Source organism: Brevundimonas sp. UBA7838, from assembly GCF_002500885.1.
GTDB classification, from domain to species: Bacteria; Pseudomonadota; Alphaproteobacteria; order Caulobacterales; family Caulobacteraceae; genus Brevundimonas; species Brevundimonas vesicularis_C.
The window spans coordinates 14,504-39,945 of the sequence record NZ_DLTK01000053.1; the positions used below are offsets into that span (position 1 = coordinate 14,504).

General features: G+C 67.3%; 25 protein-coding genes. 12 read left to right on the forward strand and 13 right to left on the reverse strand.

Annotation, left to right across the window (positions count from 1 at the left end):
• Positions 1-3: 3 nt before the first annotated feature.
• The 13 genes from B3T77_RS03720 to B3T77_RS03780 form a co-directional block, all read right to left on the reverse strand.
• Positions 4-309, reverse strand: a complete 306-nt coding sequence (locus B3T77_RS03720; RefSeq protein ID WP_055752822.1) for a hypothetical protein — start codon at positions 307-309, stop codon at positions 4-6.
• A 90-nt stretch (positions 310-399) separates the two neighbouring features.
• Positions 400-1,371: a glucokinase gene (gene glk, locus B3T77_RS03725; RefSeq protein WP_292077347.1), complete on the reverse strand. Its 972-nt coding sequence runs from the start codon at positions 1,369-1,371 to the stop codon at positions 400-402.
• 30 nt (positions 1,372-1,401) lie between these two features.
• On the reverse strand, positions 1,402-3,291 hold the full coding sequence (edd, locus tag B3T77_RS03730; protein WP_292077349.1) for a phosphogluconate dehydratase: 1,890 nt from the start codon (positions 3,289-3,291) through the stop codon (positions 1,402-1,404).
• A 1-nt stretch (position 3,292) separates the two neighbouring features.
• Positions 3,293-4,009, reverse strand: coding sequence for a 6-phosphogluconolactonase (gene pgl / locus B3T77_RS03735; protein ID WP_292077351.1), 717 nt, complete (start codon positions 4,007-4,009; stop codon positions 3,293-3,295).
• On the reverse strand, positions 4,002-5,474 hold the full coding sequence (zwf, locus tag B3T77_RS03740; RefSeq protein WP_292077355.1) for a glucose-6-phosphate dehydrogenase: 1,473 nt from the start codon (positions 5,472-5,474) through the stop codon (positions 4,002-4,004). Before zwf ends, pgl begins: the two co-directional genes overlap by 8 nt.
• Positions 5,475-5,522: 48 nt before the next feature.
• Complete coding sequence (gene hisIE / locus B3T77_RS03745; RefSeq protein WP_292077357.1) at positions 5,523-6,146, reverse strand: bifunctional phosphoribosyl-AMP cyclohydrolase/phosphoribosyl-ATP diphosphatase HisIE; 624 nt, start codon at positions 6,144-6,146, stop codon at positions 5,523-5,525.
• Entirely contained in the window at positions 6,143-6,910 is a 768-nt protein-coding gene (gene hisF, locus B3T77_RS03750; protein ID WP_292077360.1) for an imidazole glycerol phosphate synthase subunit HisF, read from the reverse strand. Before hisF ends, hisIE begins: the two co-directional genes overlap by 4 nt.
• The gene (hisA, locus tag B3T77_RS03755) at positions 6,907-7,644 is read right to left on the reverse strand and encodes a 1-(5-phosphoribosyl)-5-[(5-phosphoribosylamino)methylideneamino]imidazole-4-carboxamide isomerase (protein ID WP_292077363.1); all 738 of its coding nucleotides are present in this window, start codon (positions 7,642-7,644) and stop codon (positions 6,907-6,909) included. Before hisA ends, hisF begins: the two co-directional genes overlap by 4 nt.
• Positions 7,638-8,240: an imidazole glycerol phosphate synthase subunit HisH gene (hisH, locus tag B3T77_RS03760; RefSeq protein WP_292077366.1), complete on the reverse strand. Its 603-nt coding sequence runs from the start codon at positions 8,238-8,240 to the stop codon at positions 7,638-7,640. The genes hisA and hisH overlap by 7 nt, the downstream gene beginning before the upstream one ends.
• Complete coding sequence (gene hisB / locus B3T77_RS03765; RefSeq protein ID WP_066552529.1) at positions 8,237-9,673, reverse strand: imidazoleglycerol-phosphate dehydratase HisB; 1,437 nt, start codon at positions 9,671-9,673, stop codon at positions 8,237-8,239. Before hisB ends, hisH begins: the two co-directional genes overlap by 4 nt.
• The gene (hisD, locus tag B3T77_RS03770) at positions 9,670-10,977 is read right to left on the reverse strand and encodes a histidinol dehydrogenase (protein WP_292077369.1); all 1,308 of its coding nucleotides are present in this window, start codon (positions 10,975-10,977) and stop codon (positions 9,670-9,672) included. Before hisD ends, hisB begins: the two co-directional genes overlap by 4 nt.
• Positions 10,977-11,858 carry an ATP phosphoribosyltransferase gene (gene hisG / locus B3T77_RS03775; protein WP_055752833.1) on the reverse strand — a complete coding sequence of 294 codons (882 nt, stop codon included), beginning with the start codon at positions 11,856-11,858 and terminating at the stop codon, positions 10,977-10,979. The genes hisD and hisG overlap by 1 nt, the downstream gene beginning before the upstream one ends.
• Positions 11,859-11,868: 10 nt before the next feature.
• Positions 11,869-12,159 carry a YerC/YecD family TrpR-related protein gene (locus B3T77_RS03780; RefSeq protein ID WP_153923732.1) on the reverse strand — a complete coding sequence of 97 codons (291 nt, stop codon included), beginning with the start codon at positions 12,157-12,159 and terminating at the stop codon, positions 11,869-11,871.
• Between the two features lie 151 nt (positions 12,160-12,310).
• Here B3T77_RS03780 and B3T77_RS03785 point away from each other — a divergent pair, with 151 nt between their 5' ends.
• The 12 genes from B3T77_RS03785 (at position 12,311) to B3T77_RS03840 (ending at position 25,427) form a co-directional block, all read left to right on the forward strand.
• Complete coding sequence (locus tag B3T77_RS03785; RefSeq protein ID WP_292077376.1) at positions 12,311-13,519, forward strand: NAD(P)/FAD-dependent oxidoreductase; 1,209 nt, start codon at positions 12,311-12,313, stop codon at positions 13,517-13,519.
• A gap of 79 nt (positions 13,520-13,598) precedes the next feature.
• Positions 13,599-15,020, forward strand: a complete 1,422-nt coding sequence (locus tag B3T77_RS03790) for a circularly permuted type 2 ATP-grasp protein (protein ID WP_292077378.1) — start codon at positions 13,599-13,601, stop codon at positions 15,018-15,020.
• Complete coding sequence (locus tag B3T77_RS03795) at positions 15,020-15,958, forward strand: alpha-E domain-containing protein (RefSeq protein ID WP_039244207.1); 939 nt, start codon at positions 15,020-15,022, stop codon at positions 15,956-15,958. Before B3T77_RS03790 ends, B3T77_RS03795 begins: the two co-directional genes overlap by 1 nt.
• A 2-nt stretch (positions 15,959-15,960) precedes the next feature.
• Positions 15,961-16,803 carry a transglutaminase family protein gene (locus tag B3T77_RS03800; protein ID WP_292077383.1) on the forward strand — a complete coding sequence of 281 codons (843 nt, stop codon included), beginning with the start codon at positions 15,961-15,963 and terminating at the stop codon, positions 16,801-16,803.
• Between the two features lie 61 nt (positions 16,804-16,864).
• Complete coding sequence (locus tag B3T77_RS03805; protein ID WP_292077386.1) at positions 16,865-17,650, forward strand: peptidase; 786 nt, start codon at positions 16,865-16,867, stop codon at positions 17,648-17,650.
• A 95-nt stretch (positions 17,651-17,745) separates the two neighbouring features.
• Positions 17,746-20,106 carry a TonB-dependent receptor gene (locus B3T77_RS03810; protein ID WP_292077388.1) on the forward strand — a complete coding sequence of 787 codons (2,361 nt, stop codon included), beginning with the start codon at positions 17,746-17,748 and terminating at the stop codon, positions 20,104-20,106.
• A gap of 75 nt (positions 20,107-20,181) precedes the next feature.
• Positions 20,182-20,868, forward strand: a complete 687-nt coding sequence (locus tag B3T77_RS03815; RefSeq protein ID WP_292077392.1) for a Fe2+-dependent dioxygenase — start codon at positions 20,182-20,184, stop codon at positions 20,866-20,868.
• A 67-nt stretch (positions 20,869-20,935) separates the two neighbouring features.
• Positions 20,936-21,613, forward strand: coding sequence for a PepSY-associated TM helix domain-containing protein (locus B3T77_RS03820; protein ID WP_292077395.1), 678 nt, complete (start codon positions 20,936-20,938; stop codon positions 21,611-21,613).
• Positions 21,614-21,624: 11 nt separating this feature from the next.
• A complete protein-coding gene (locus B3T77_RS03825) occupies positions 21,625-22,137 on the forward strand; it encodes a DUF2271 domain-containing protein (protein ID WP_292077397.1) in 513 nt (170 codons plus the stop codon).
• 11 nt (positions 22,138-22,148) lie between these two features.
• Positions 22,149-22,949, forward strand: a complete 801-nt coding sequence (locus B3T77_RS03830; protein ID WP_292077400.1) for a DUF4198 domain-containing protein — start codon at positions 22,149-22,151, stop codon at positions 22,947-22,949.
• Between the two features lie 10 nt (positions 22,950-22,959).
• Entirely contained in the window at positions 22,960-24,066 is a 1,107-nt protein-coding gene (locus B3T77_RS03835; RefSeq protein WP_292077403.1) for an FAD:protein FMN transferase, read from the forward strand.
• A complete protein-coding gene (locus B3T77_RS03840; RefSeq protein ID WP_292077405.1) occupies positions 24,063-25,427 on the forward strand; it encodes a sulfite reductase subunit alpha in 1,365 nt (454 codons plus the stop codon). The genes B3T77_RS03835 and B3T77_RS03840 overlap by 4 nt, the downstream gene beginning before the upstream one ends.
• Positions 25,428-25,442: the final 15 nt, after the last annotated feature.

Here is a 25,442-nt window from a genome sequence, read left to right on the forward strand (position 1 = left end):
ACCTTAGTGGGTCGAAGGCGTGTTGGCCGTCGTGGCGCCGCCATCAGCGTTACCAGCTTGCTGCTCGACCATGTCGGCCTTGCGGTCGGCGTTCTTCTCGACCTGGTCAGCCTGGGCGTTCAGGGCGTCGGCCTGAGCGGCGGTCGGAGCGGTCGCGGCTTGCGATTCCAGCTGGTCGGCGCGGGCTTCACCCGTCGCTTCGATGGCGTCGGCTTGCTTTTCAGCGGCCTTGTCGGCGGCGCTTTCACCGCAGGCGGCGACGCCGGCCAGCATGAAGACCGAAGCGGCGGCGATGGCGAACTTTTTCATTTGAGTTTCCTCTCCTAGGTGGAAACTCTCAAACGCTACGGTGACGGTTCGGTTCACGCCGCCGTGAGATTTTCGTGATCGCCCGTCGCGTCAGCCCTCCGACTGGGCGAAGGCGACCCTCGCGGCGCCCAGAAGCGCGGCGTGTTTGTGCATGATCACCTTGGTCGGGATGTCCTGCATATATTCCTTGAACCGGCCCTTGCGTTCGAAGCGCTGGCGGAAGGGACTGGCCTTGATGAAGGGCAGGATGCGCGGAACAATGCCGCCGGCGATATAGACGCCGCCGCGCGCGCCGGTGGTCAGGGCGATGTCGCCGGCGACCGCGCCCAGGATGGCGCAGAAGCGGGCCAGGGTCGCGCCGCACGGGCTGTTCGGATCGGCCAGGGCCGTTGCAGTGATCTGAGCGGGATCGTCGATGTGGGTTTCGCGCCCGTCGATCTCGGCCAGGGCCCGGTGCATGTTCAGCAGGCCAGGCCCACAGATCAGGCGCTCGATCGACACCCGGTCATAGCGGCGACGCAGGATGCGCAGGATTTCATCCTCGACCGGATCGCCGGGGGGGAAGCAGGCGTGCCCGCCCTCGGACGGCATGGCCATTTCTTTGCCGGCCGCATCCCGCACCAGGGCCGAGACCCCAAAGCCGGTGCCAGGGCCGAGCACCGCGACGGTGCAGTGCGGATCGCCGTCGACCGGGCCGCCCAGACTTTCCAGCTGGTCTTCCGGCACGATGGGCGCGCCCCAGGCCAAGGCCTCGAAGTCGTTGATCAGCTTGACGGGCTTCAGGCCCAGGGTTTGAAGCTCGCTCTCCGACACCTGCCAGGGCGAGTTGGTCAGGTCGATGGCGCCGTCCGTGACCGGGCCGGCGACGGCGATCACGCCGCCCGTCGGCTTGACCTCGCAGCCGTCGATGAAAGCGGCGACGCCTTCGAGGAAGGTCGGATAGGTCTCGGCCGGGAAGCTCTCGTGGTGGTCCAGCACGGGCTTGCCGTCCACCATTCGGGCCACGGCGAAGCGGGCGTTCGTGCCGCCGACATCGCCGACGAGAAGGGTCTTGTCATTCATTGGGGCGTTTCCTGCGCTCGGTTCGGTGGATCAGGCGTCCACAGTCCGATCGACGAAGTTGGGATTGGGCGGGGTGTCGTCGTTGCCGCGCGAACCGGTCGGCAGGGCGAAACAGACCGTCGCCCCCTGTTCGGCCGTCGTGACCACATGGCGGAAGGCGCCGAACAATTCACGGCCATAGCCCCAGGACGAACCCTCGGCGTTGGCGGCGGACCGGGCGGCCAGCGGACGGGCGGTCAGGTCGGGAACGCCGACGGTGGTCAGAACGCCAGCTTCGGCGTCCAGGCGGATGATGTCGCCGTCCTGAACATGGGCCAGCGGACCGCCGGCCAGGGCCTCGGGCGAGACGTGGATGGCGGCCGGCGTCTTGCCGCTGGCGCCCGACATGCGGCCGTCGGTGACGAAGGCGACCTTGAACCCCTTGTCCTGAATGACGGACAGGGCCGGCGACAGGCTGTGCAGTTCCGGCATGCCGTTCGCCTTGGGTCCCTGGAAGCGCAGGACAACGACCACGTCGCGGAACAGCTTGCCGTCCCGGAAGGCTTGCAGCGCGTCTTCCTGGGTCTCGAACACGGCGGCGGGCGCCTCGACGATGCGGTTCTCGGGTTTGACCGCCGAGATCTTGATGACCGCGCGACCCAGGTCGCCCTGAACCAGACGCAAGCCACCCTCCTTGTCGAAGGGATTGGACGCCGGGCGCAGGATGTCGAGATCGAGACTTTCCTGAACCCCGTCGCGCCAGACCAGTTCGCCGTCCATCATCGACGGTTCCTGGAAATAGGCCTGGATGCCCTGACCCATGATGGTCGTCACGTCGGTGTGGATATTGCCCGCCATCGCCAGCTCGCGGGCGATGAAGGCGACGCCGCCGGCGGCCTGGAAGGCGTTCACATCCGCCGAACCGTTCGGATAGACCCGCGCCAACAGAGGCGTGACTGACGACAGCTCGTCCATGTCGGTCCAGTCGATCAGCACGCCTGCCGCCCGCGCCATGGCGACCAGATGGATGGCATGGTTGGTCGAGCCGCCGGTGGCCAGCAGGGCCACGATCATGTTGACGATGGACTTCTCGTCGATGACGTCGGCCATGCGGCACTCGCCGCTGCGGGCCAGTTCGACCGCCCGTTTCGCCGCCGCCGCCGTCAGGGCGTCACGCAGGCCGGTGTCGGGATGGACGAAGGCGGTGGACGGCATGTGCAGTCCGCCCAGCTCCATCATCATCTGATTGGAGTTGGCGGTGCCGTAGAAGGTGCAGGTGCCGGGCGAGTGATAACTGCCGATCTCGCTTTCCAGCAGGGTCTGACGATCGACCTTGTTCTGCGCATATTCGGCCCGGACCCGGGCCTTCTCCGCGTTCGGAATGCCCGATGGCATAGGGCCTGCGGGTGCGAAGACGACGGGCAGGTGGCCGAAGGCTAGGGCGCCCATGAACAGGCCCGGAACGATCTTGTCGCACACGCCCAGCATCAGGCCGGCGTCGAAGGCGTCGTGGGTCAGGGCGATGCCCGCCGACATGGCGATCAGGTCGCGGCTGAACAGCGACAACTCCATGCCCGGACGACCCTGCGTGACCCCATCGCACATGGCGGGAGTGCCGCCGGCGACCTGGGCCGTAGCGCCGACCTCGCGCACGGCCTTGCGCACCACGTCGGGGAAGCGCTCGAACGGCTGGTGGGCCGACAGCATGTCGTTATAGGCGGTGACGATGCCCAGGTTGGGCTTGGACCCGTCCATCGCCGTCAGCTTATCGGCGATCGTCTGGCCCGCGAAGGCGTGGGCCCAGTTGGCGCAGCTCAGCTTGGCGCGACCGGCGCCGCTGTCGCGGGCCGCGTCCATGCGACGGATGTAGTCGGCGCGGGTCTCGCGGCTTTTTTCGATGATGCGGGCGGTGACGGCCGCCACGGTGGGATGAAGCGCCATTTCAGCCTTCCTCCGTCCACAAAACTTCAAGGGGAACGCCGGCGGCGATCAGGGCGGCGATGGGCTGAATCTTTGGATCGCCCTGAGCCTGTTCTTCGAAGACGCGACGCTTGGCGGCGCCCTTCAGGCCCAGGATCACCCGGCCCGCCGACATCAGATAGGGCAGATTGATCGACAGCCGTTCGATCGTCGGCGCCATGCCGTCGCGCCCATGCGGCACGCCCAGCACCGTGGGCTTCAGCGTCGGCGTCAGCAAGGTCTTCAGCGTCGGGCTTTCGGGGAACATGGAACAGATATGGCCGTCCTCGCCCATGCCCAGCAGCACCGCATCGAACCGCCCGCCGGCATCGCCCAGGGCCTTTGCCGCCACGATGGCCGCCCGGTCCACGGTGACCTCGGGCGTATAGAGCGGGATGAAGCGCGCCGTCGCCGCCTTGTCCTGAAGAAGCACGTCGCGGATCAGCCGGGCGTTCGATTCCGGCGAAGTCTCAGGCACATAACGCTCGTCCACCAGGGTCACGGCGATTTTGGACCAGTCCAGATCGGTCGCCGCCAGGCGGCGGTAGACGGGCGCAGGAGTCGAACCGCCCGGACCGGCGAACAGGGCCTGCCCATTGTCGCGGACGGCCGCGCCAAGCGTTTCGGCCAGACGCGCGGCGATGGCTTCGGCCCAGGTCTCGACGGAGGCGAAGGCCTCGATGGCGGGGGTCTCAGACATCGGTCGTATTCCAGTCGCGGCCGGTCCGCATCATCAGCATGTCGGCGCTGTCGGGGCCCCAGGTTCCGGCGACGTAGTCATCGGGCTTCAGACCGGATTCGGCCCAGGCCTCGGACACCTCGTCCACCCATTTCCAGGCCTGCTCGGCCTCGTCGCGGCGCACGAACAGGGTCGAGTCTCCGGCCATCGCATCCAGAAGCAGCCGCTCATAGGCGATGCGGCGGCGCGGCGGGGCGGCGGACTTGCCGTCCCCCGAATTCGGCACACCCCACGACAGGCTCATCTTGATCGGCTGCAACTGCATGCGCTGATCCAGGCCCGGACGCTTGTTCATCACCGTCAGAGAGATGTCTTCCTCGGGCTGAAGCTCGATGATCATCCGGTTGGCCTGAACCTCGCCCCGGTCGTCGCGATCGAAGATCGAGTGGGGCACCGGCTTGAACTGGATAACGATCTCGGTGCGCTTCTCGGGCAGGCGCTTTCCGGTCCGCATGAAGAAGGGCACGCCCGCCCAGCGCCAGTTGTCGATGTCGGCGCGAACGGCGACGAAGGTTTCGGTGTCCGACGGCTGGCCGCGCTCCTCGTCATAGCCCTTGGCCGGCTTGCCCTCCGAGACGCCCGCCACATACTGGCCCCGCACGGTCACGCGCTCGACCTCGTCCACCGTGACGGGCCGCAGCGACCGCAGCACCTTGACCTTCTCGTTGCGCACCGAGTCGGGGTCCAGGTCGCTCGGCGGCTCCATTGCCACCAGACACAGCAGCTGCAGCATATGGTTCTGCAGCATGTCGCGCAGGGCGCCGTATTCATCATAGTAGGGCCAGCGATCGCCGACCCCCACCGTCTCGCCGATCGTGATCTGCACGTGGTCGATGGACAAGTTGTTCCATAACGGTTCGAAGATCGTGTTGCCGAACCGCAGGGCGATCAGGTTCTGCACCGTCTCCTTGCCCAGATAGTGGTCGATGCGGAACACCTGGTTCTCGCTGAAGGCGTGGGCCACGGCGTCGTCGATTTCGAGGAAGGACTTCAGATCGCGCCCGACAGGCTTTTCCAGCACGATGCGGCAGTTCTTTTCGGCCAGACCCGCCGCCTTCATCGCCGTGACAATGCGGGCATAGAGCGAGGGGGAAACGGCCAGGAAGGAGGTGACCTCGCCGTCGCCGACCTTGTCCTTCAGAGGCTTCAGGCTTTCGGGCGATGTGGCGTCGACCGCCAGATAGTCCAGGCGGGCCTTCATCCGCGACCAGCTGGCTTCGTCCCAGACCTTGTCCGCCTCGGCGCGCGCCTTCACCGCCTCGTGCACCTTGGCGATATAGTCGTCGGCGCTCTCTTCGGAACGCGCGGCGCCGATGATCTTCAGCCCTTCAGGCAGCAGGCCGTCGTGTTCGAGGAAATAGAGCGACGGCAGAAGCATGCGCATCGCCAGATCGCCGCCGCCACCAAACAGAATGAGAGCCGCCATGTCTTGTCCCTCGATGATCCCATTTGTCGGGACGCACGCCTTTACGGTCTAGCCGCTGTCTTTGGCCGCTTCCGCTCGCGAGGCCAACACGTCCAGCACGTCCTGAAACACCATGTTACGGGCATGGAGAAGAACGAGCAGGTGATAGATCAAATCCGCAGCCTCGCTGGCGAGTTCCTCATCCGGGCCGGCGACGCCGGCCAAGGCGGTCTCCACGCCCTCCTCGCCGACCTTCTGGGCGATGCGTTTGGGCCCCTGTGCGATCAGTCGGGCGGTCCAGCTTTCGGTCGGATCGGCGGCGGCCCGTGCGGCGATGGTTCGCTCCAGCCGGGCGATCCGACCCAAGCCCGGCGCGTCGGCCTCGCCGAAACAGCTCGTCCGGTTCAGGTGGCAGGCGTTTCCGACCGGCCTGACGCCCAGCACAATGGCGTCGGAGTCGCAGTCGGCCGTGATGGAGACGACGTGAAGCCGGTCGCCCGAGGTCTCGCCCTTCCTCCACCGCCCTCCGCGCGAGCGCGAGAAGAAGGTGGCTTCGCCGGATGCGATCGTCTCGTCCAGCGCAGCGCGATCCATATAGGCCAGGGTCAGGACCTGCAGCGTGGCGGCGTCCTGCACCACGACGGGAACCAGGCCGTCGCTCTTGGCGAAGTCGATAGTGTTCGGGTCGATCACAGTCTCATCTCCAGGCCTTCGTCGGCCAGGTATTCTTTCAGGTCCGGAATGGCGATGGCGCCGGTGTGGAAAACGCTGGCGGCCAGGGCGCCGGAGACGTCGGCCTGCTCGAACACAGCCTTGAAATGCTCGGGCGCGCCAGCGCCGCCCGAGGCGATCAGGGGAATGGTCAGACGTGCCCGCGCGGCGGATAGTTGCTCGATGTCATAGCCGCGCCGAACCCCGTCCTGATCGATGCAGTTCAGCACGATCTCTCCGGCGCCCAGGCTCTGCGCCTGGTCCAGCCAGTCCAGCGTGCGTTTGCCGGCATGACGGCGTGCATCGGGGTCGCCGGTATATTTGTGGACCACCCAGTCGCCGTCCTCAAACCGGCTGTCGACGCCGACGACGACGCATTGGCTGCCCAGCCGCGCAGCCATGTCGGCGATCAGTTCGGGCCGTTCCAAGGCCGGGGAGTTGATCGAGACCTTGTCCGCCCCGTGGTCCAGGCAGCGCGCCGCCTGATCCACGGTGCGAATGCCGCCGGCGACGCAGAACGGAATGTCCAGCAGTCGGGCGATGTCCTTGATCCAGCCGTAGTCCAGCGTCCGCCCCTCTGGACTGGCGGTGATGTCGTAGAAAACCAGTTCGTCGGCGCCTGCGTCGCGATAGCGGGCGGCCAGCACCGCCGCGTCGCCCATGTCCGTATGGCCGACGAATTTCACGCCCTTGACCACCCGGCCGTCCTTCACGTCCAGGCAGGGAATGATCCGCCGCGCCGTCACGAGCGTTTGGCCGCCGCGATCGCCTCGGGCAGGGTGAAGCAGTTCTCGTAGAGCGCGCGTCCGACGATGGCGCCGTGACAGCCCAGCGCCTTGACCGCAGCGATGTCGTCCAGCGAGGAAACGCCGCCCGAGGCCTGCAACACCAGATCCGGCCGACGGCTGCGGATCTCGGCCAGCAGCTCTAGGTTCGACCCGGTCAGAGCGCCGTCACGACCGACATCGGTGACCAGCAGGTGTTTGGCCGTCCCCTTGGGATACCGGTCCAGCGCCTCCCAAAGCGTCATGCCCGAAGACTGGGTCCAGCCCTTCAGCGCGGGGACCGGCACGCCGTCCTCGATCTTGACGTCCAGGGCCAGGGTGATGCGCTCGACGCCGAAGGTCTCCAACCAGGTCGCCACCGCCTCGGGTTGGGTCACCGCCAGCGATCCGACCACGACGCGCGACACGCCGGCGTCCAGCAGTTTTTTCACATCGTCGGCGCTGCGCACGCCGCCCCCCGACTGGACCTTGACGTCGATGGCCTGGGTCAGTTCACCGATCAAAGCATGCTGACGCGCCTCGCCCGCCTCGGCTCCGTCCAGATCGACGATGTGAATCCACTCCGCGCCCTCGGCCGCGAAGGTCGTCAGGCGGGCGGCCGGCTGCTGGTCGTAATGCGTCACCTGGGCGAAGTCGCCATGCATCAGGCGCACGCAGACGCCGTCCTTCAGGTCGATGGCGGGATAGATCAGCATGACAAACTCAGGAAGTTCTTGAGGATGGTCGCCCCGGCCTCGGCCGAGCGTTCGGGGTGGAACTGGCAGCCCCAGCGGTTGGCGGATCGCACCACAGCCGGAACGACGCCGCCATAGTCGGCGCGCGCCAGGGTCGCTGGTCCGTCGGGACAGACGAAGCCGTGGACGAAATAGGCGTAGGCGCCGTCGGCGACGCCCTCCAGCAAGGGGTCGTCGCGGTCGCGCGTCAACCGGCTCCAGCCCATGTGCGGCACCGGCAGATCGCTCGCAGGCCTCAGCCGGGTCACCGCCCCGGGAATAAGGCCCAGCAGATCGACGCCGTCACCTTCGTCGCTCGATCCGAACAGCAGTTGCTGACCCAGGCAGACACCCAGCAGGGGGCGCGGGAAGGCGCGGATCGGCGCGATCAGACCCAGGTCCGACAGGCGCTTCATGGCGTATCCGGCCGCGCCTACGCCGGGCAGGATGACCCGTTCAGCCTCGGCGATCACCGTCGGATCATCGGTCAGGCGCACGGTCGCGCCCAGCCGCTCCAGCGCGAACTGGACCGAGGCGACATTGCCGGCGCCGTAGGCGATGACGGCGACCTCGGTCACAACACGCCCTTGGTCGACGGCACGGCGTCGCCCTCGACGCGGATGGCCTGGCGCAGGGCGCGGCCGAACGCCTTGTAGACGGCTTCGGTCTTGTGGTGGTCGTCCTGGCCGGTGACCGAGATGTGGACGGCAGCGCCCATAGCCTCGGCCAATGAACGGAAGACGTGCGCCGTCAGGTCGGTGCGGTAGTCGCCGATGAATGGCGTCTCGAACGAGCCCTCGAACAGCGGATAGGGGCGCCCGGAAAGATCGATCGAGACCGTCGCATTCGCCTCGTCCATCGGCAGGACGAAGCCGTAGCGGGCGATGCCCTTGCGCTCCCCCAGCGCCTGTTTCAGCGCCTGGCCCAGGGCGATTGCGCTGTCCTCGATCGTGTGGTGCGGGTCGGTGTGCAGGTCACCCTCGCACTGAAGCCGCAGGGAGAAGCCGCCGTGGGCCGCGATCTGCTCCAGCATGTGGTCGAAGAAGCCGACGCCGGTTTCGATTTTGATGGGGCTTGGGGCGTCCAGATCGACGGCGCAGACGATGCGGGTCTCTTTGGTGTCACGCACGGCCTGGCCGACGCGGGCCGGGCGGCGCTTGGCGGGCGTCAGGCCGAAGGCGGCCAGCAGCCGGTCGTTGACCTCGGGTTTGATGGAGACGGGCAGACGCAGGCGGTCGCCGGACAGGTCGGCCTCGACGCCATAGGCCTTCAGACCGGCCAAGGCGGCGGCGGGGTCTTCCGGCCGGGCCATGATGATGGGGCCGACGCCGGGCTCGACCGGCATCTGGCGGCCCAGTTCGCGGGCGATCCGCTCGCGTTCGCGCCGGACCGAGGCGATGCGCTCGGCGGTCTCGATCATCCGCGACGGGTCCAGCGCCTGCATCGCCAGCCGCACCAGCGGTTCGGGCAGGGCGTAGGGTTCCAGCACCGACGCCAGACGCGCCAGGGTCTGGGCTTGGGCGATCGCCGCGCCGACGCGGGCGCCGGCTAAGCCATAGGCCAGGGACAGGCTGCGCAGCACGATCAGGTTCGGCTGATCGGCGACGACGGTCACGGCCGAGGCGCTGTCGGAGAACTCGATCAGTCCCTCGTCCACCACCAGCAGGGCGGGGGCGACGCGGGCGGCCATCTCGCCGACGGCTTCGGGCGAGCCCAGGGCGCGGATGACGACGATACTTTTCTCTGGGGCCGTTTCGCCCTTGGCCGGATAGATGGCGCCGAGACTGTCATAGGGTTCGGCCTTCGGGGCCTCGACCGATCCCCCGTCGCGAGCGGCGAGGCGCCAGGCCAGTTCCAACCCGTGGGTTAGGCCGCGCACCGGCAGCACCTGTTCGGCAGGTACGCCATAGACGCCGGCCATGCGAGCGGCGAGGGCTGAGGCGTCGTCGGGATAGCGATCCAGACCTTCGCCGCCGGAAACCAGCGGGGGATACGGAGCGGGCAGGGTCATCCTTCGGCCCTCAGATCGGCGGCGCGGGCGTGGGCTTCCAGGCCCTCCATCCGGGCCAGACGGGCGGCGATGGGCGCCAGTTGACGGGCGCCGGCCTCGGACACCAGCTGGACCGACATGGTGGTCATGAAGCTGGCGGTGGTGACGCCGCCCAGGGTGCGGGCGCCGCCGTCGGTGGGCAGGACGTGGCTGGGACCGGCGGCATAATCCCCCAGCGTCTCGGCGGCGAACCGGCCGACGAACACGGCCCCGGCGGCCTTGATCGAATCGACCAGCGGCTCGGGATCGTCGATCTGGATCGCCAGGTGTTCGGGGCCATAGAGGTTGGCGACTTCTGCGGCCGCGTCGAGGTCGCGCACCAGGATGGCGCGGGCTTCGTTCAGAGAGGCGCGGGCGATGGCTTCGCGAGGCAGGGTTGCGACCTGCACCTCGACCTCGCTCAGGATGTAGTCGATGGTGGCGCGGCTGGTGGAGACCAGCAGAACCTGCGCATCCGCATCGTGCTCGGCCTGGCTGAGCAGGTCGGCGGCGGCGATCTCGGGCGCGGCGTCGCGATCGACGATGACCATCAACTCCGACGGGCCGGCCGGCATGTCGACGGCGGGACCGCCTGGCAGGGCGCTCGCCTGCTTCTTGGCCTCGGCCACATAGGCGTTGCCGGGTCCGAACAGCTTGTCACAGGCCGGAATGACCCCGTCCTCCATCTCGACGCCGAAGGTCAGGGCGGCGATGGCTTGGGCCCCGCCCATCAACCAGATGGCGTCCAGCTCCGCCTCTGCGGCGGCCAGGATCATGGCGGGGTGGATGCCGCCGTCCTTGTTCGGCGGCGTGACAGCGACGCGCTGGCCCACGCCCGCGACGCCGGCCGGAATGGCAAGCATCAGCAGCGACGAAAACAGCGGCGCGGTGCCGCCGGGAATATAGAGGCCGGCCGAGGCGATGGGACGCCAGGCCAGTTTGGACCGCACGCCGGGCGTCGTCTCGATAAAGGGCGTGTCCTCGGGCCGGGTCGCCTGGTGGAACACGCGCACATTGTCGGCCGCCATGCGCAGAGCGCGCACGTCGCCGGGCGGCAGGGCGTTGCGCGCCTCGGCGACGGCCTCGGGCGTGATGGCGATGCGACGGGGCGGCGCCTTGTCCAGCTTCAGGCACCAGTCGGTTACGGCCGCGCCGCCGCGCTGGCGCACGTCGTCCAGGATGGTGCGCACGACCTCGGTCACGTCGCCGGCGGTACGTTGTGCCGGGCGGGCGAGGGCGGCCGTCTTGCCGGCGGCGTCGAGGGAAGACCAGTCGATGCGTTTCATCACATCATCTTCTCGATCGGCAGGACCAGAATGGCCGAGGCGCCGGCGGCCTTCAGCTTCTCAAGCGTCTCCCAGAAGACGGCCTCCTGGCAGACGGCGTGGACGGCGACCGCGTCGTCGCGACCCATCAAGGGCATGACGGTCGGCGAGCCGGCGCCGGGCAGGATGGCGGTGATCTCGTCCAGCGCCGAGCGCGGCGCGTTCAGCATGACGTATTTGGCGCCTTGCGAGGACACCACGCCCGCCATCCGCTCGATGACGCTGTCCAACAACTGCTGCAGCGCGGGCTCGGGCGCGACGGGCGACTGAATCAGCACCGCCTGGCTTTCCAGAACCGTATCCTTTGCGCCCAGGCCGTTGGCCTCCAGCGTCGCGCCGGTCGAGACCAGGTCGCAGATGGCGGCGGCCAGTTTCAGCCGGGGCGCGACCTCGACGGCCCCGCGCATCACCACGATGTCGGCCTTGACCCCGCGTTCGTCGAGGAAGCGGCGCAGGATTTTAGGATAGGAGGTGGCGATGCGCAGCCCGTCCAGCGAGGCTGGACCGTCATAGGCAAGCGTCGGAGGCGTGGCGATCTTGAGCGTGCAGCGACCGAAGCCCAGCGGCATGACGATCGAGGCGTTGGGCCCGCCGTTGCGGCCCTCCTCCAGCACGTTCTCGCCGACGATGCCCAGGTCGCAGACGCCGTCCGCCACGAAGGTGGGAATGTCGTCGTCGCGGACGCGCAGCAGGTCGATCGGATAGTTCTCGACCCGGTACAGCAGGTCGTTGTGACCCTTGACCCATTTCAGGCCCGCGTCGCGGATCAGGTCGAGGCTGCGGTCGGCCAGACGGCCAGATTTCTGGACGGCGATGCGAAGCCGGCCCTGCACGGTGCTCATGTTCGGATACTCAGTTCTTGTTCTTCAGGCGGTCCAGGGCGAGGCGATAGCCCTGATGCGGCATGTCTTTCAGATAGCGGGCGACGCGGACGACGGTGGTGGGGCTGGCATGGGCCTCGGCGGCGATCTCGCGATAGGATTTGCCGCCGGCGTCGAGCAGGCGCGCGACCTGCCAGCGCTCGGAGAAGGCGCGCAGTTCCGCAGGCGTGCAAAGATCGGCCAGAAAGGCGTCGATCTCGGCGCGCGTCTGCATCGACAGCAAGGCGTCATGCAGGTCGTCACGGGCGGGCTGGGTCGTCATGTGCGTTCCACTATGCTGTAACGGTGGAACGGTCAAGAGGTGCGGCGTGAGTTGTGACTGGTGACTCGTGATTGGGTCGAGGTTCAGTCACGGCTCACGATTCACCAATCACGACTTACACCCGCCCGCGCACCGCTTTATCTGTCCGACCATGACCAAAGTTCTCATTATCGGCGCCGGGCACGCTGGCGGCTCCGTCGCGGCCTTCCTGCGGCAGTATGGGCATGAAGGCCCCATTGTGCTGGCGGGCGAGGAGGATGCGCCGCCGTATCAGCGGCCTCCATTGTCCAAGGCCTGGCTGAAGGGAGAGGCGGATCTGGAGGCGCTGCTGCTGCGGCCTCTGAGTTTCTACGCCGAGCAGAACATCGACTTCCGACCCTCGATGGTCGCCGTGGCGGTGGACCCCGCAGCGAAGACGGTAGCCTTCCACGACGGGTCGTCGGAAACCTACGACATTCTTGTGCTGGCGACCGGATCGACGGCGCGCAAGCTGCCGGTTCCGGGCGGGGATCATCCGGATTTGCTGGAACTCCGCACGATGAAGGACGCCGAGCGACTGAAGGCGGTCCTCGGGCCCGGCAAGCGTCTGGCGGTGGTCGGCGGCGGCTATGTGGGGCTGGAGGCGGCGGCGTCGGCGCGGGCCTTGGGCGCCGAGGCTGTGGTGATCGAGCGCGCGCCGCGCGTGCTGGCGCGGGTGGCGTCCGAGACCCTGTCGGCCTTCTTCACGGCGCAGCACCGGGCGCACGGCGTCGAAATCCTGACCGACGCTGAGGTGGTCGCCGTGGCCCGCGACGGCGTGACCCTGGCTGACGGATCGGTGGTGCGGGCGGATGCGGTGTTGGTGGGGGTCGGAGCCCTGGCGTGCGACGCCCTGGCGCGATCGGCCGGCCTGACCTGCGACGACGGGGTGGTGGTGGACGGCGAGGCGCGGACCAGCGACCCCGCGGTCTTCGCCATCGGCGACATGACGCGACGACCCATTCCGGTCCACGGCGGCGTGCACCACCGGCTGGAAAGCGTGCCCAACGCCCTGGAGCAGGCCAAACAGGCGGCCGCCGCCATCGTCGGACGGGCCAGACCGACGCCGGAAGTGCCGTGGTTCTGGTCGGACCAGTATGACGTCAAGCTTCAGATCGCCGGCCTGCCATTTGACGCCGACCGGCAGGTGGTGCGCGGCGACCCGACGGCGTCGGGCTTTGCGGTCTTCCACCTGAACGGCGCCCGCATCGTCTGCGTCGAGGCCGTCAACGCTCCGCCCGAGTTCATGGCCGGCAAGCAGTTGATCGCCAAGGCGACGCCTGTGGACACGGACAAGCTGGCTGATCCGGCGGTGTCGATGAAGGCGGTGGCTGTCGGATAGGCGTCGCCGCAGTGCAACAAAACTGTTGCGCTTTACGTTCGTGACCGTTCAAGCTGCGACTTCAACGCGGCGGGGGCGGATGACGAGAGCTTTCGACGAAATGAACGGCGGCGGATCGGGTGCGATCCGCGACAGCTACAAGACGCTGGCGGCCTGGCTGGAAAACGCGCCGGCCGATCTGCTGCAGGCGCGCTCGCGTCAGGCGGAGCTGTTTTTCCGCCGCATGGGCGTGACCTTCGCCGTCTATGGCGACGAGGAATCCAACGAGCGGTTGATCCCCTTCGATGTCGTGCCGCGCATCATCGGCGCGGACGAATGGGGCGGTCTGGAAAAGGGCCTGAAGCAGCGGGTCACCGCCATCAACGCCTTCCTGAAAGACATCTATGGGCCGCAGGAATGCATCAAGGCAGGCATCGTCCCGGCCGATCTGATCCTGACCAATCCGCACTATCGGCCGGAGATGCAGGGGCGCCGCCCGCCGGGCGATGTCTGGTGCCATATTTCGGGCGTGGATCTGGTGCGCACGGGCGAGGACGGCTTCTATGTTCTCGAAGACAACTGCCGCACGCCGTCGGGCGTCTCCTATATGCTGGAGAACCGCGAGATGATGATGCGGCTGTTCCCCGACCTGTTCGCGGAACACGCCGTGCGTCCCGTCGAGATCTACACCGACATGCTGCTGCGCTCGCTGCAGGCCTCCGCGCCGGCAGGGGCGGGGGCGGACCCGACCATCGTCGTGCTGACGCCCGGCCCCTTCAACTCGGCCTACTATGAGCACAGCTTCCTGGCCGACAAGCTGGGCGTCGAGCTGGTTCAGGGCACGGACCTGTTCGTCAATGACGACACGGTCTTCATGCGCACGACCGAGGGGCCCAAGCGCGTCGATGTTATCTATCGCCGTATCGATGACGACTTTCTCGATCCCCTGACCTTCATGCCCAACTCCACCATCGGGGTGCCGGGGCTGATGTCGGCCTATTTCGCCGGGCGGGTGACCCTGGCCAATGCGGTGGGGACGGGCGTAGCCGACGACAAGGCCGTCTATACCTACATGCCCGAGATCATCCGCTTCTTCACGGGCGAGGACGCGATCCTGCAGAACGTGCCGACCTGGCGCTGTCGCGAGCCGGACGCCCTGAAGGAAGTGCTGGATAAGCTGCCGGAACTGGTGGTCAAGGAAGTCGGCGGATCGGGCGGTTACGGCATGCTGGTCGGGCCGACCTCGACCAAGGCCGAGATCGAGGATTTCCGCGCCAAGCTGATTGCCGATCCCGACGACTTCATCGCCCAGCCGACGCTGAGCCTGTCGACGGCTCCGACGCTGAACGGCGGCGCCCTGTCGCCCCGCCACGTCGACCTCAGGCCCTTCGTCCTGTCCAGCCCGGCCGGCGTGCGCGTCGCGCCCGGCGGTTTGACGCGGGTGGCGTTGAAGGAAGGGTCGCTGGTGGTGAACTCCAGCCAGGGCGGCGGAACCAAGGACACCTGGGTGCTGGACAACTGATGCTTTCACGCACCGCAGACAGCCTCTATTGGACCGGCCGCTATATGGAGCGGGCGGACTTTCTCGCCCGCATTCTGGAGGCGGCGATCCGTCTCGCCGCCCTGCCGGCGAAAGATCAGGCCGCCGTCACCGCCTGGGCCGGGGCCATCGCCTCGTCGGGGGTGAAGGCCGGCTTCGACGCGACCGGACGCACCGTGTCGGAAAAGTCCGTGCGGGAATATCTGGCCTTCGGCTTCGACAATCCGACCTCGATCAAGGCCTGCATCACCAAGGCGCGGACCAATGCGCGCTCGGTGCGCACCGCCCTGACCATCGAACTGTGGGAGGCGATCAACGGCGCCTGGAACGGTCTGAACGAGCTGGGCGAACCGACCAAGCGCGACGACTTCACCAACTTCCTCGACTTCGTAAAATCGACGTCCCTGGCGGTCGAAGGCGCGTCGTCGCGGACCATGCTGCGCAACGACGCCTACTGGTTCCTGCGACTGGGCATGGCGATCGAGCGGGCCGACAACACCGCGCGCCTGCTGGACGTGAAATATCACCTGCTGCTGCCGCCTGGCGAACGGGTGGGGGGGCAACTGGACTACTTCCAGTGGACGACCCTGCTGCGCGAGGTTTCGGCATTGACCGCCTATCGCTGGGTTTACCGCGAAAGCGTTCGGCCTTGGCTGGTGGCGGACCTCTTGGTGCTGAACCGCCAGATGCCGCGCTCGCTGGCCTCATGTCAGGGCATGATCGTCAGCTATCTGGAGAAGTTGGCGACCGATTACGGAAGACGCGGACCGGCGCAGCGACTGGCCTCCAACCGCCTCAGCCAGTTCAACGAGGCCAAGATCGAGGACATCTTCCAGTCCGGCCTGCACGAATACATTCAGGGCTTCCTGAACGAGAACAACGCCTTGGCTGCGGCCGTCCACGAACAGTATCTGGTCTGACCATGCGGATCCGGATCGATCATTCCACCCGCTACGCCTACGCCCGGCCCGCGCGGTTCATCGTCCAGATGCTGCGCTTGACGCCCAAGTCGTGTGATAGCCAGCAGGTCCGCGACTGGCGGATCGAAACCGATGTGGACGCCCGGCTGCGGCGGAGCGAGGACGCGTTCGGCAACATCGTTCACAGCCTCTACACCGAGCGGCCGACCGACGCCCTGACCATCCGCGTCACCGGCGAGGTCTCGACCGTAGAGACGGGCGGCGTCGTGAAAGGGCAGGCCGAACGCCTGTCGCCCATCGTCTATCTGCGCGACACCCCGATGACCAAGGCCGACGCCGGCATCGTCGATTTCGCCCGCTCCATTCCAGAAGGCGCGACGCTGGGCCGGATGCATCAGTTGATGGGCGCCCTGAAGGATACCGTGGCGTTCGAGGTCGGCTCGACCTCCGCCTCCCACACCGCCGCCGAAGCGTTTGCCCAGAAGCGCGGCGTCTGTCAGGACCATTCGCAGATCTTCATCTCGGCCGCGCGCCTGCTGGGCGTGCCGGCCCGCTATGTTTCGGGCCACCTCAGCCGTCAGGACGGACGCCACGATCAGGACGCCGCCCATGCCTGGGCCGAGGCCTGGGTCGAGAATCTGGGCTGGGTGGGGTTCGATCCGGCAAACGGCATCTGTCCCACCGAACACTATGTCCGGGTCGCGGTCGGCCTGGACGCGCGCGGCGCCACCCCGATCCGGGGCACAAGCTATGGCGGCGGCCAGGAGCAACTGACCGTCGCCCTGAATGTGCGGCCGGTGCAACAGGGCCAGCAACAACTGCAATCCAGCGGATGGCCCCGATAGGCATGACGCGCGAATCTGTTAGCGTCTGGGGATTCGCAACGCGGGGAGCGAATAGAGCGAAGTGACCTATTGCGTAGGCATGCTGGTGGACGACGGGTTGGCGATGATCGCCGACACGCGCACCAATGCGGGCGTGGACAACATCTCGTCCTATCGCAAACTGCACATCTACCAGTCGCCGGGCGAGCGGATCCTGGCGGTCGCGACGGCGGGCAATCTGTCGGTCACCCAGACGGCGCTGGCCATGGTCGCAGCCGGGGTCAAGCTGCCGGACTCCACCGAACTTGAAACGCTCCAGACCGCCCCGACCCTGTTCCGCGCCGCCCAGCTTCTGGGTCACGCGATGGCCAGCGTGCGCGCCAGCATCAATACGCCGCCGACGCCGACCGCAGACGGGTTGAACGTCACCGCCTCCATGCTGCTCGGCGGTCAGATCGCCGGCGGCAAGATGGGGCTGTATCTGATCTACGGGCAGGGCAACTTCATCGAATGCGGGCCCGATACGCCCTATCTGCAGATCGGCGAGCTGAAGTACGGCAAACCCATTCTGGATCGCGCCCTGCACAGCTCCACCTCCCTGTCCGAGGCGGTGAAGCTGGGGCTGATCTCGTTCGATTCGACCATCCGCTCGAACATCGCCGTCGGCCCGCCGCTGGACCTGATCGTCATGCCGCGCCACCAGCTGACGGGCACGGCGCGTCGTATCGAAGCGGATGATCCCTATTTCCGCGACCTGGGCCGGCGTTGGTCCGAAGCCCTGGCCGCCGCCCACCGCGCCATGCCTGATCCGACCTGGCTGGATATCGACACGTCGGCGCCTCAGAGGAACATCAGCGCCGTCGGCTAATTAAGATTGCGATTTGTTCGCAATTGTCTTGTGCCTTCTTGTGGAGCTGGTTATTGCGAGCGCATCGCAAAATCAGACCAAAAGGTCGCAAGACTATGTCCGAATCCCGCGCCGCCGCGCTCCGCTCGCTTCTGTTCGCCTCCAGCGCCGCAGGCATGCTGGTCGCCGCCCCCGCCTTCGCCGCTGACGTGACCGCAGAGGACGGCGTGATCATTACGGCCGACCAGTCCCAACCCGCCAATCTGGGCCTGATTGACGTCAACGGCCAGTTCAAGAAGCCGGCCCCCGTCAGCCCCGAGTTCGTCGCGCCTCTGGTGGACACGCCGCGCGCCGTGACGGTCATCCCCCAGGCCATCATCGAACAGACCTCGGCCTCGTCCTTGCAGGACCTGCTGTCCAACTCCCCGGGCATCACCTTCGGGGCAGGTGAGGGCGGTCAGCCCCTGGCCGATCGTCCCTTCATCCGGGGGCAATCGTCGGGCAACAACATCTTCGTGGACGGCATCCGCGATACGGGCGGCCAGCAGCGCGAGGTCTTCAACCTGGAGCAGGTCGAGGTCATCAAGGGGCCGGACGCTGTCTATTCGGGACGCGGTTCGGGCGGCGGCAGCATCAACCTGGCCTCCAAATCGCCCAAGCTGAACGCCTTCACCAATGTCAGCGCGGGCGCGGGCACGGACGGCTATCTGCGCGGCACGGTCGATGCGAACTTGCCGCTGGGCGAGACCGCCGCCTTGCGCATCAATCTTATAGGCGCCCAGGGCGACGTCCCCGGTCGCGACGCCGTGGACTACGATAAATGGGGTGCGGCCATCAGCCTGGGCGCCGGTCTGGGCACGCCGTCGTCGATGGTCTTCAGCTACTATCATCTGACCAGCGACCAGATGCCAGACTACGGCATTCCGCTGTTCACCAAGATCCAGTCGCGCACGACCGACAGCGGCGTTCTGGATGTGCCCTATGACAGCTTCTATGGGCTGAAGGCGCGCGACTACCTGACCAATGAGGTGGATGCGTTCACCTTCAAGGCCGAGCATCGCCTCAACGATTTCGCCACGATCCGCAACGTCAGCCGCTATTCGCAGACGCTGAACGACTACATCGTCACCAACCCCGGCGACGGCGGCTATGTCGGACGCGCGGCGGACGGGACCTACTGGATGAAGCGGGGCACCAAGACCCGCTGGAACCCGGTCACCACACTGGCCAATGTGACGGATGTCTTCGGCCAGTTCGCCACCGGTTCGATCAAGCACAGCTATGACGTCGGCGTGGAGCTGTCGCGCGAGCACAACAGGAACGCCTCCTATTCCACCTACACCACCTCGGGCTCGGCCTGTCCGACCGGTCTGACGACCGTCAGCGGGTCGTATCCGACCGCCGCCGGGTCGCTGGGCGCGGGAGACTGCACCTCGGTCTACAACCCCAATCCCGACGACGCCTGGACCGGCGTGATCAATCGCGGCCCGACCAGTTCGAACACGACCGAGGCCATCGGCGTCTATGCCAACGACAGCATCACCCTGACCGAGCGACTGATCCTGAACCTGGGCGTTCGCTGGGACCAGTATTCGGTCAAGGGCGTGAACGCGGCGGCGACCCAGTCAGCCGGGGTCTGGACGACGACGGGCTATACGGCCGTTCCGGAACAGACCTGGGAGTTCACCAACTATCAGGTCGGTCTGGTGTTCAAGCCGACCCAGAACAGCAGCGTCTATGCGTCCTGGTCCACCTCCTCGACGCCGCCGACCATTTCGGCGGGCGACCAGAACGCCTCTGGCGGCACGGGCACGGTTGATGGCGTCGCCAACACCGTTCTGGATCCGGAAGACACCGAAAGCTTCGAGATCGGCGCCAAGGCCAATGTCTTGAACGACCGTCTCGCCCTGTCGGCGGCCGCCTTCCACCTGACCCGCAAGAACGCCCTGATCCTGGTTGAGCCCAACATCTTCCGTCAGGAAGGCGAGGTCGAGGTCGACGGCTTTGAACTGGGCGTGTCGGGCAGCATCACGCCGAAGTGGACCGTGTTCGGCGGCTATACCTACATGGACTCCGAACTGACCAAGGCGGCCGTGGTCGTGTCGGGCACGCCGCCGGTCGCAACCGTCAATCCGCTGCAAGGTCTGCCGCTGGCCAATACGCCCAAGCACAGCGCCAGCCTCTTCACCACCTATCGCGTCCTGCCCCGGCTTACGGTCGGCGGCGGCGTCTACTACACGTCCAAATCTCTGGGCGGGAACCAGGGCGGCGCGGGCGGCGGGAACAACCGCATCTATGCGCCCGAATGGACCCGCGTGGACGCCTTCGCCGCCTATGATCTGACGGATCGCGCGACGCTTCAGCTGAACGTCAAGAATGCGACGGACGAGGAATACATCATGCGCACCAACGGCGTTCACCACGCCGACGTGGCCGCAGGTCGCCAGGCCATCCTGGCCCTGAACCTGCGCTTCTAAAGGCCGTTTCCCCGGCCTAGTCTGACGGCCCCGCGATCCCCCGCGGGGCCGTTTCGTCTTTCAGCGAGAACGCCCGTGCTGCTGCAGATTCCGGAAGTCTTCTCCAAGGCCGAGGTCAAGGCTTTGCGCGCGCGGCTGAACGCCGGGCCGTGGGCGGACGGCAACGCCACTTCGGGCCATCAATCGGCGACGGCGAAGAAGAACCTTCAACTGCCCGAAGAGTCGGACGTGGCGAAGGAGGTCTCCGCCCTTGTCGTCCAGGCGCTGAACGCCAATCCGATGTTTGTGGCGGCGGCCCTGCCGCACACGATCTTTCCGCCCTTGTTCAACCGCTACGAAGGCGGGGGTGAGTTCGGCCTGCACGTCGACAACGCCATCCGCCAGTCCCGCACCGGCGGGGCGATTCGCATTCGCAGCGACCTGTCGGCGACCCTTTTTCTGTCCGAGCCCGAGGACTACGATGGTGGCGAACTGATCATCGAGGAGATGTACGGGTCGCAGGCGATCAAGCTGCCGGCTGGCGATCTGGTCCTCTATCCGTCCAAGAGCCTGCACCGCGTCACGCCGGTGACGCGCGGGGCGCGGGTGTCGTCCTTCATGTGGATGCAGAGCCTGGTCCGCGACGACGCCGATCGTGAAACCCTGTTCCGTCTGGACATCGCCACCCAGCGCGTGGCGACCGAGAGGGGACCGAAGGATCAGGCGGTGATCGAACTGACCGGCGTCTATCACAATCTTCTGCGGCGCTGGACCGAAGTCTGACGGACAAGGCTCCGCGACGTCGCTAAATGCTATTGCAACCCGTTCGCAACAATGGCACAGCGAGCCCGTGACCGAACTCGCGACACAGCGTCAGGCCGAAACCGCAGCCAAGGGCCCCAAACCCAAGGCGGCGCTAAACAGCGCGCGGTCGTTCTGGCTGAAACAGCTGCATAGCTGGCACTGGATTTCGGCGGCGGTCAGCCTGGTCGGCATGATCCTGTTCGCGGTCACCGGCATCACCCTGAACCATGCGGCCTCGATCCCCGGCGATCCGGTGACGGTCGAACAGACCGCGACTTTGCCGACGCCCCTGTTGCAGCGGCTGGCGAGCTTCCCGCAGGAGACGACCGATCCTGTCCCCGACGCTGTCGCGCGGTGGGCGTCCGAGGCCCTGAAGGTCGAGATCGCTGACAAACCGACCGAAACCACGCCGGAAGAGGTTTATGTCGCCCTGGCCATGCCTGGCGGCGACGGATGGGTCACCATCGACCGCTCGACCGGCGAGACCCTGCACGAGAAGACCACGCGTGGCTGGATCGCCTACCTCAACGACCTGCACAAGGGCCGCAACGCCGGCGTGGTCTGGTTCTGGTTCATCGACGTCTTCGCGGCGGCCTGCGTCATCTTCGCCCTGACGGGGCTGGGTCTGATGTTCCTGCACGCCAAGGGTCGACCCTCGACCTGGCCGCTGGTGGCGCTGGGCCTGCTGATCCCCGTCGTCATCGCCCTGATCTTCATTCACTGACGAGTTTTCCGATGCGCCTTCTCCCCGTCGTCATAACCACCGTCGGCCTGGCCGCCGCCGCTGCGCCCGCCATGGCCGCCGACCTGACGGTGTCGGTCGAGATTCCGCGCCTGAACACCGCCTCCTATCACCGCCCCTATGTCGCGGTGTGGATCGAAAAGCCGGACCAGTCCGCCGAACGCACCCTGGCCGTCTGGTATCAGCAGACCCGCAATAACGAGGGCGACGGCAAGGACTGGCTGAAGGATCTGCGCACCTGGTGGCGCAAGGGCGGTCGGGCCATGAGCCTGCCGGCCGACGGCGTATCCGGCGCCACGCGCGCGCCGGGCCGCCAGACCGTCACCATACCCGCCGCCCGTCTGCGCAACCTTCAGCCCGGCCAGTACAACATTGTCGTCGAGGCGGCCCGCGAACTGGGCGGGCGCGAGGTCGTGAAGGTGCCCTTCCGCTGGGGCGCGGCCAACACCGGCGCCGGAACCGGCTCCACCGAACTGGGCGCCGTGCGCGTCGCCGTCTCTCGCTAAGGATCATGACCATGAAGAAGACGATCGCCCTGCTGACGCTGGCCGCAGCGCTGGCCGCCCCCATGGCCGCCCAGGCCCACCGCGCCTGGCTGGCGCCCACCGCCACGACCCTGTCGGGCACGGACGCCTGGGTCGGGTTCGACGCGGGCATGTCGAACCAGGTGTTCAACCCCGATCACGCCGCCATGCGCCTGACCGGCCTGACCATCACCGCGCCGGACGGCTCGGCGGTCCAGCCCGAGAACGCCATGCAGGGCCGCTATCGCTCGACCTTCGACGCCCATCTGACCCAGAACGGCACCTACAAGATCGCCAACGTCATGAACGGCGTGATGGCCAGCTACACCCTGAACGGCGAACAGAAGCGCTGGCGCGGCGCGGCCTCGGACTATCCGGCGGGCCTGCCCGAGGGCGCGACCAATGTTCAGGCGACCCGCACCGCCAGCCGCATCGAGACCTTCGTTACCCTGAACAACCCCACCGACACCGTCTTCAAGACGACCGGCGAAGGGCTTGAGCTGGTTCCCGTCACCCACCCGAACGATCTGGTGGTGGGCGAGCCCGCAACCTTCAAGCTGCTGAACAACGGTCAGCCGGCGGCGGACACCGACGTCACTGTGGCGCGCGGCGGTCTGCGTTACCGCGACAACCCCGAAGAATCGACGGTCAAGACCAACGCCGAGGGCGCCTTCACCATCACCTGGCCGGAAGCCGGCATGTATTGGCTGAACGCCTCGGTCCGCACCGAAGGCCAGGGTGAAACGCTCGGTTCCAACGCCAGCTATGTGGCGGCGATGGAAGTCCTGCCCTAAGCGAAGGGCCATGTCCGACATTCCCCCTTCGCGCGGTTCGCGCGCCGCCCCGCCCACGGTCAATATCGGCGACGCCGCCCCTCTGGGCGACCGCGTCGACAACCGCGTCCTCGTGCCCGCAATCGAAGGCGCGCCGCCTCGTCCGCCCAGCGATCTGATCCGTTCGCTGGGCGGCCAGACCATGGGCACGACCTGGAGCGCGCGGGTCATCGCGCCGCCGGGCGTGGGCGAAGAGGCCGTTCGCACCGCCATCGAAGAGGAACTGGCGACCGTCGTCGGCCTGTTCAGCCCGTGGGAGCCGTCCAGCGAAATCAGCCGCTTCAACACCGCGCCGGCCGGCGTCTGGGCGGTGTCCCAGCCGTTCTGGGATCTGCTGGATGCGGCGATGACTCTGGGCGACGAGACCGACGGCGCCGTCGATCCGACCCTTGGCGCCTTGGTCGATCTGTGGGGGTTCGGCCCGCCCGGACCGCGCTCGGCTCTGCTGCCCGTCCCGTCCGAAGACGAGATTGCGGCGGCTGCGGCCGTGTCGGGCTGGCAGAAGCTGCGGCTGAACGGCGAGGCGCGCGCGGTGATGCAGATGGGCGGGATGAGGCTGGACTTCTCCGGCATCGCCAAGGGTCATGCGGTGGACCGCGTGTCCGACCGCCTGATGGCCATGGGCGCGACCTCGCACCTGATCGAGATCGGCGGCGAGCTGAAAGGGCGCGGCGTCAAGCCGGACGCCCAGCCGTGGTGGGTTGAGATCGAGCGGGTCGAGGGTTCGCCCGCGCCCCACACCGTGGCGGCCCTGTTCGACCTCGCCGTCGCGACCAGCGGCGACTATCGCCGCGCGTTCCGCCATGAGGGGCGCCTTTATCCCCACACCATCGACGGATCGACCGGTCGGCCGGTCAGCAATAACCTGAGTTCGGTCACTGTCCTGCACCCCTCGGCCATGATGGCCGACGCCTACGCCACGGCCCTGACCGTCATGGGGCCGTTTGACGGACCGGACTACGCCGAGGCCGTCGGCCTGATGGCCCATTTCGTCGAACGCACCGAGCGCGGGCCGGTCGAGCGGATGTCGCCAGCCTTCGCCGCCCTGCTCGACGACGACGGAGATCGTCCGGGGTGACAGCCGATCCGCAGCGCTGGCTGTGGGCGGTCGGGGCCTTGGCGCTTTGGCTGGCCCTGATCGCCGTCATTGTCTGGCGCGAACGCAAGGCCAGGGCGGCGGCCCGCGCGCGGTCTGACGCTCTGGCGGGCGCGGGCGAGGGACGGCCGGTGCTGATCGCCTTCGCCAGCCAGACGGGCTTCGCCGAGGAGCTTGCGTGGATGACGGCGCGGTCTCTGGGCGATGGCGGCGTGGGCGCGCGGGTGCTGTCCTTCGCCGATCTAAATGTGCAGACGCTGAAATCGACGGACCGCGCATTGCTGATCGTCTCGACGACCGGCGAGGGGGATCCGCCCGACAGCGCGGCTCGGTTCGTGCGCCAAGTCATGGGCGAGGCGACGGACCTGTCGAAGTTGCGCTTCGGTCTGCTGGCGCTGGGCGACCGCAGCTATGATCGTTTCTGCCGCTTCGGCCATGCGGTCGACGGCTGGCTGCGACGCGCGGGCGCCGAACCCCTCTTCGACATGGTCGAGGTCAATAACGGCGAGGCCGGCGCCATCCGCCACTGGCAGCACCAACTGAACCAGATCACCGGCAGTATGACGGCCCCGGACTGGACCCCGCCCGCCTACGACCCCTGGCGGCTGGTCGAACGCACCTTGGTCAATCCGGGCAGTCCCGGCGGCGAGGCGTATCATCTGGCGTTTGAGGCCGTGGGCGCGACGCCCTACTGGTCTGCGGGCGACATCGCCGAGGTCGGCCTGCCCGAGCGTGATGGCGTCACGCCGGGTTCGCGCGAATATTCCATCGCCTCCCTGCCGTCTGACGGCCGGGTCGAGTTCCTGATCCGCTTGATGCGCCATCCCGACGGCACGCCGGGCCTAGCGTCAGGCTGGCTGACGCAGGCTCTGGCGCTCGGCGATCAGATCGGGATGCGCCTGCGCACCAACCGCAGCTTCCACGGCCCGGCGGACGAAACGCCGATGATCCTGATCGGCAACGGCACGGGCATCGCAGGTCTGCGCGCACATTTGAAGGCGCGCACCGACGCGGGCGGGGTCTGGCTGCTGTTCGGAGAACGGACCCAGGCGCATGACGCCTTCTTCGATGCGGAGTTGCAGGCCTGGCGGGCGTCGGGCGTGCTGCGGCGGCTTGATCGGAGCTTCTCGCGCGACGCCGGCGACGGCCGATATGTGCAGGACATGGTCGCGGCGGCGGCGGATGACTTGCGCGATTGGGTCGCGCGCGGCGCGGCGATCTACGTCTGCGGCAGTCTGGACGGCATGTCGCAAGGCGTGCATGCCGCGCTGGAAAGCGCGCTGGGCGCGGACGTGGTGCTGACCCTGCTGGAAGACGGCCGCTACCGCCGCGACGTATACTGAACCCCGTCCTTGCCG

Excerpts from the sequence above, each read along its gene's own strand:
- B3T77_RS03720 (WP_055752822.1), bottom strand. The coding sequence starts at position 309 with ATGAAAAAGTTCGCCATCGCCGCCGCTTCGGTCTTCATGCTGGCCGGC.
- glk (WP_292077347.1), bottom strand. The coding sequence starts at position 1,371 with ATGAATGACAAGACCCTTCTCGTCGGCGATGTCGGCGGCACGAACGCC.
- edd (WP_292077349.1), bottom strand. The coding sequence starts at position 3,291 with ATGGCGCTTCATCCCACCGTGGCGGCCGTCACCGCCCGCATCATCGAA.
- pgl (WP_292077351.1), bottom strand. The coding sequence starts at position 4,009 with ATGTCTGAGACCCCCGCCATCGAGGCCTTCGCCTCCGTCGAGACCTGG.
- zwf (WP_292077355.1), bottom strand. The coding sequence starts at position 5,474 with ATGGCGGCTCTCATTCTGTTTGGTGGCGGCGGCGATCTGGCGATGCGC.
- hisA (WP_292077363.1), bottom strand. The coding sequence starts at position 7,644 with ATGCTGATCTATCCCGCCATCGACCTGAAGGACGGCGTCTGCGTGCGC.
- hisB (WP_066552529.1), bottom strand. The coding sequence starts at position 9,673 with ATGACCCTGCCCGCTCCGTATCCCCCGCTGGTTTCCGGCGGCGAAGGT.
- hisD (WP_292077369.1), bottom strand. The coding sequence starts at position 10,977 with ATGAAACGCATCGACTGGTCTTCCCTCGACGCCGCCGGCAAGACGGCC.
- hisG (WP_055752833.1), bottom strand. The coding sequence starts at position 11,858 with ATGAGCACCGTGCAGGGCCGGCTTCGCATCGCCGTCCAGAAATCTGGC.
- B3T77_RS03780 (WP_153923732.1), bottom strand. The coding sequence starts at position 12,159 with ATGACGACCCAGCCCGCCCGTGACGACCTGCATGACGCCTTGCTGTCG.
- B3T77_RS03785 (WP_292077376.1), top strand. The coding sequence starts at position 12,311 with ATGACCAAAGTTCTCATTATCGGCGCCGGGCACGCTGGCGGCTCCGTC.
- B3T77_RS03790 (WP_292077378.1), top strand. The coding sequence starts at position 13,599 with ATGACGAGAGCTTTCGACGAAATGAACGGCGGCGGATCGGGTGCGATC.
- B3T77_RS03795 (WP_039244207.1), top strand. The coding sequence starts at position 15,020 with ATGCTTTCACGCACCGCAGACAGCCTCTATTGGACCGGCCGCTATATG.
- B3T77_RS03800 (WP_292077383.1), top strand. The coding sequence starts at position 15,961 with ATGCGGATCCGGATCGATCATTCCACCCGCTACGCCTACGCCCGGCCC.
- B3T77_RS03810 (WP_292077388.1), top strand. The coding sequence starts at position 17,746 with ATGTCCGAATCCCGCGCCGCCGCGCTCCGCTCGCTTCTGTTCGCCTCC.
- B3T77_RS03825 (WP_292077397.1), top strand. The coding sequence starts at position 21,625 with ATGCGCCTTCTCCCCGTCGTCATAACCACCGTCGGCCTGGCCGCCGCC.
- B3T77_RS03830 (WP_292077400.1), top strand. The coding sequence starts at position 22,149 with ATGAAGAAGACGATCGCCCTGCTGACGCTGGCCGCAGCGCTGGCCGCC.
- B3T77_RS03835 (WP_292077403.1), top strand. The coding sequence starts at position 22,960 with ATGTCCGACATTCCCCCTTCGCGCGGTTCGCGCGCCGCCCCGCCCACG.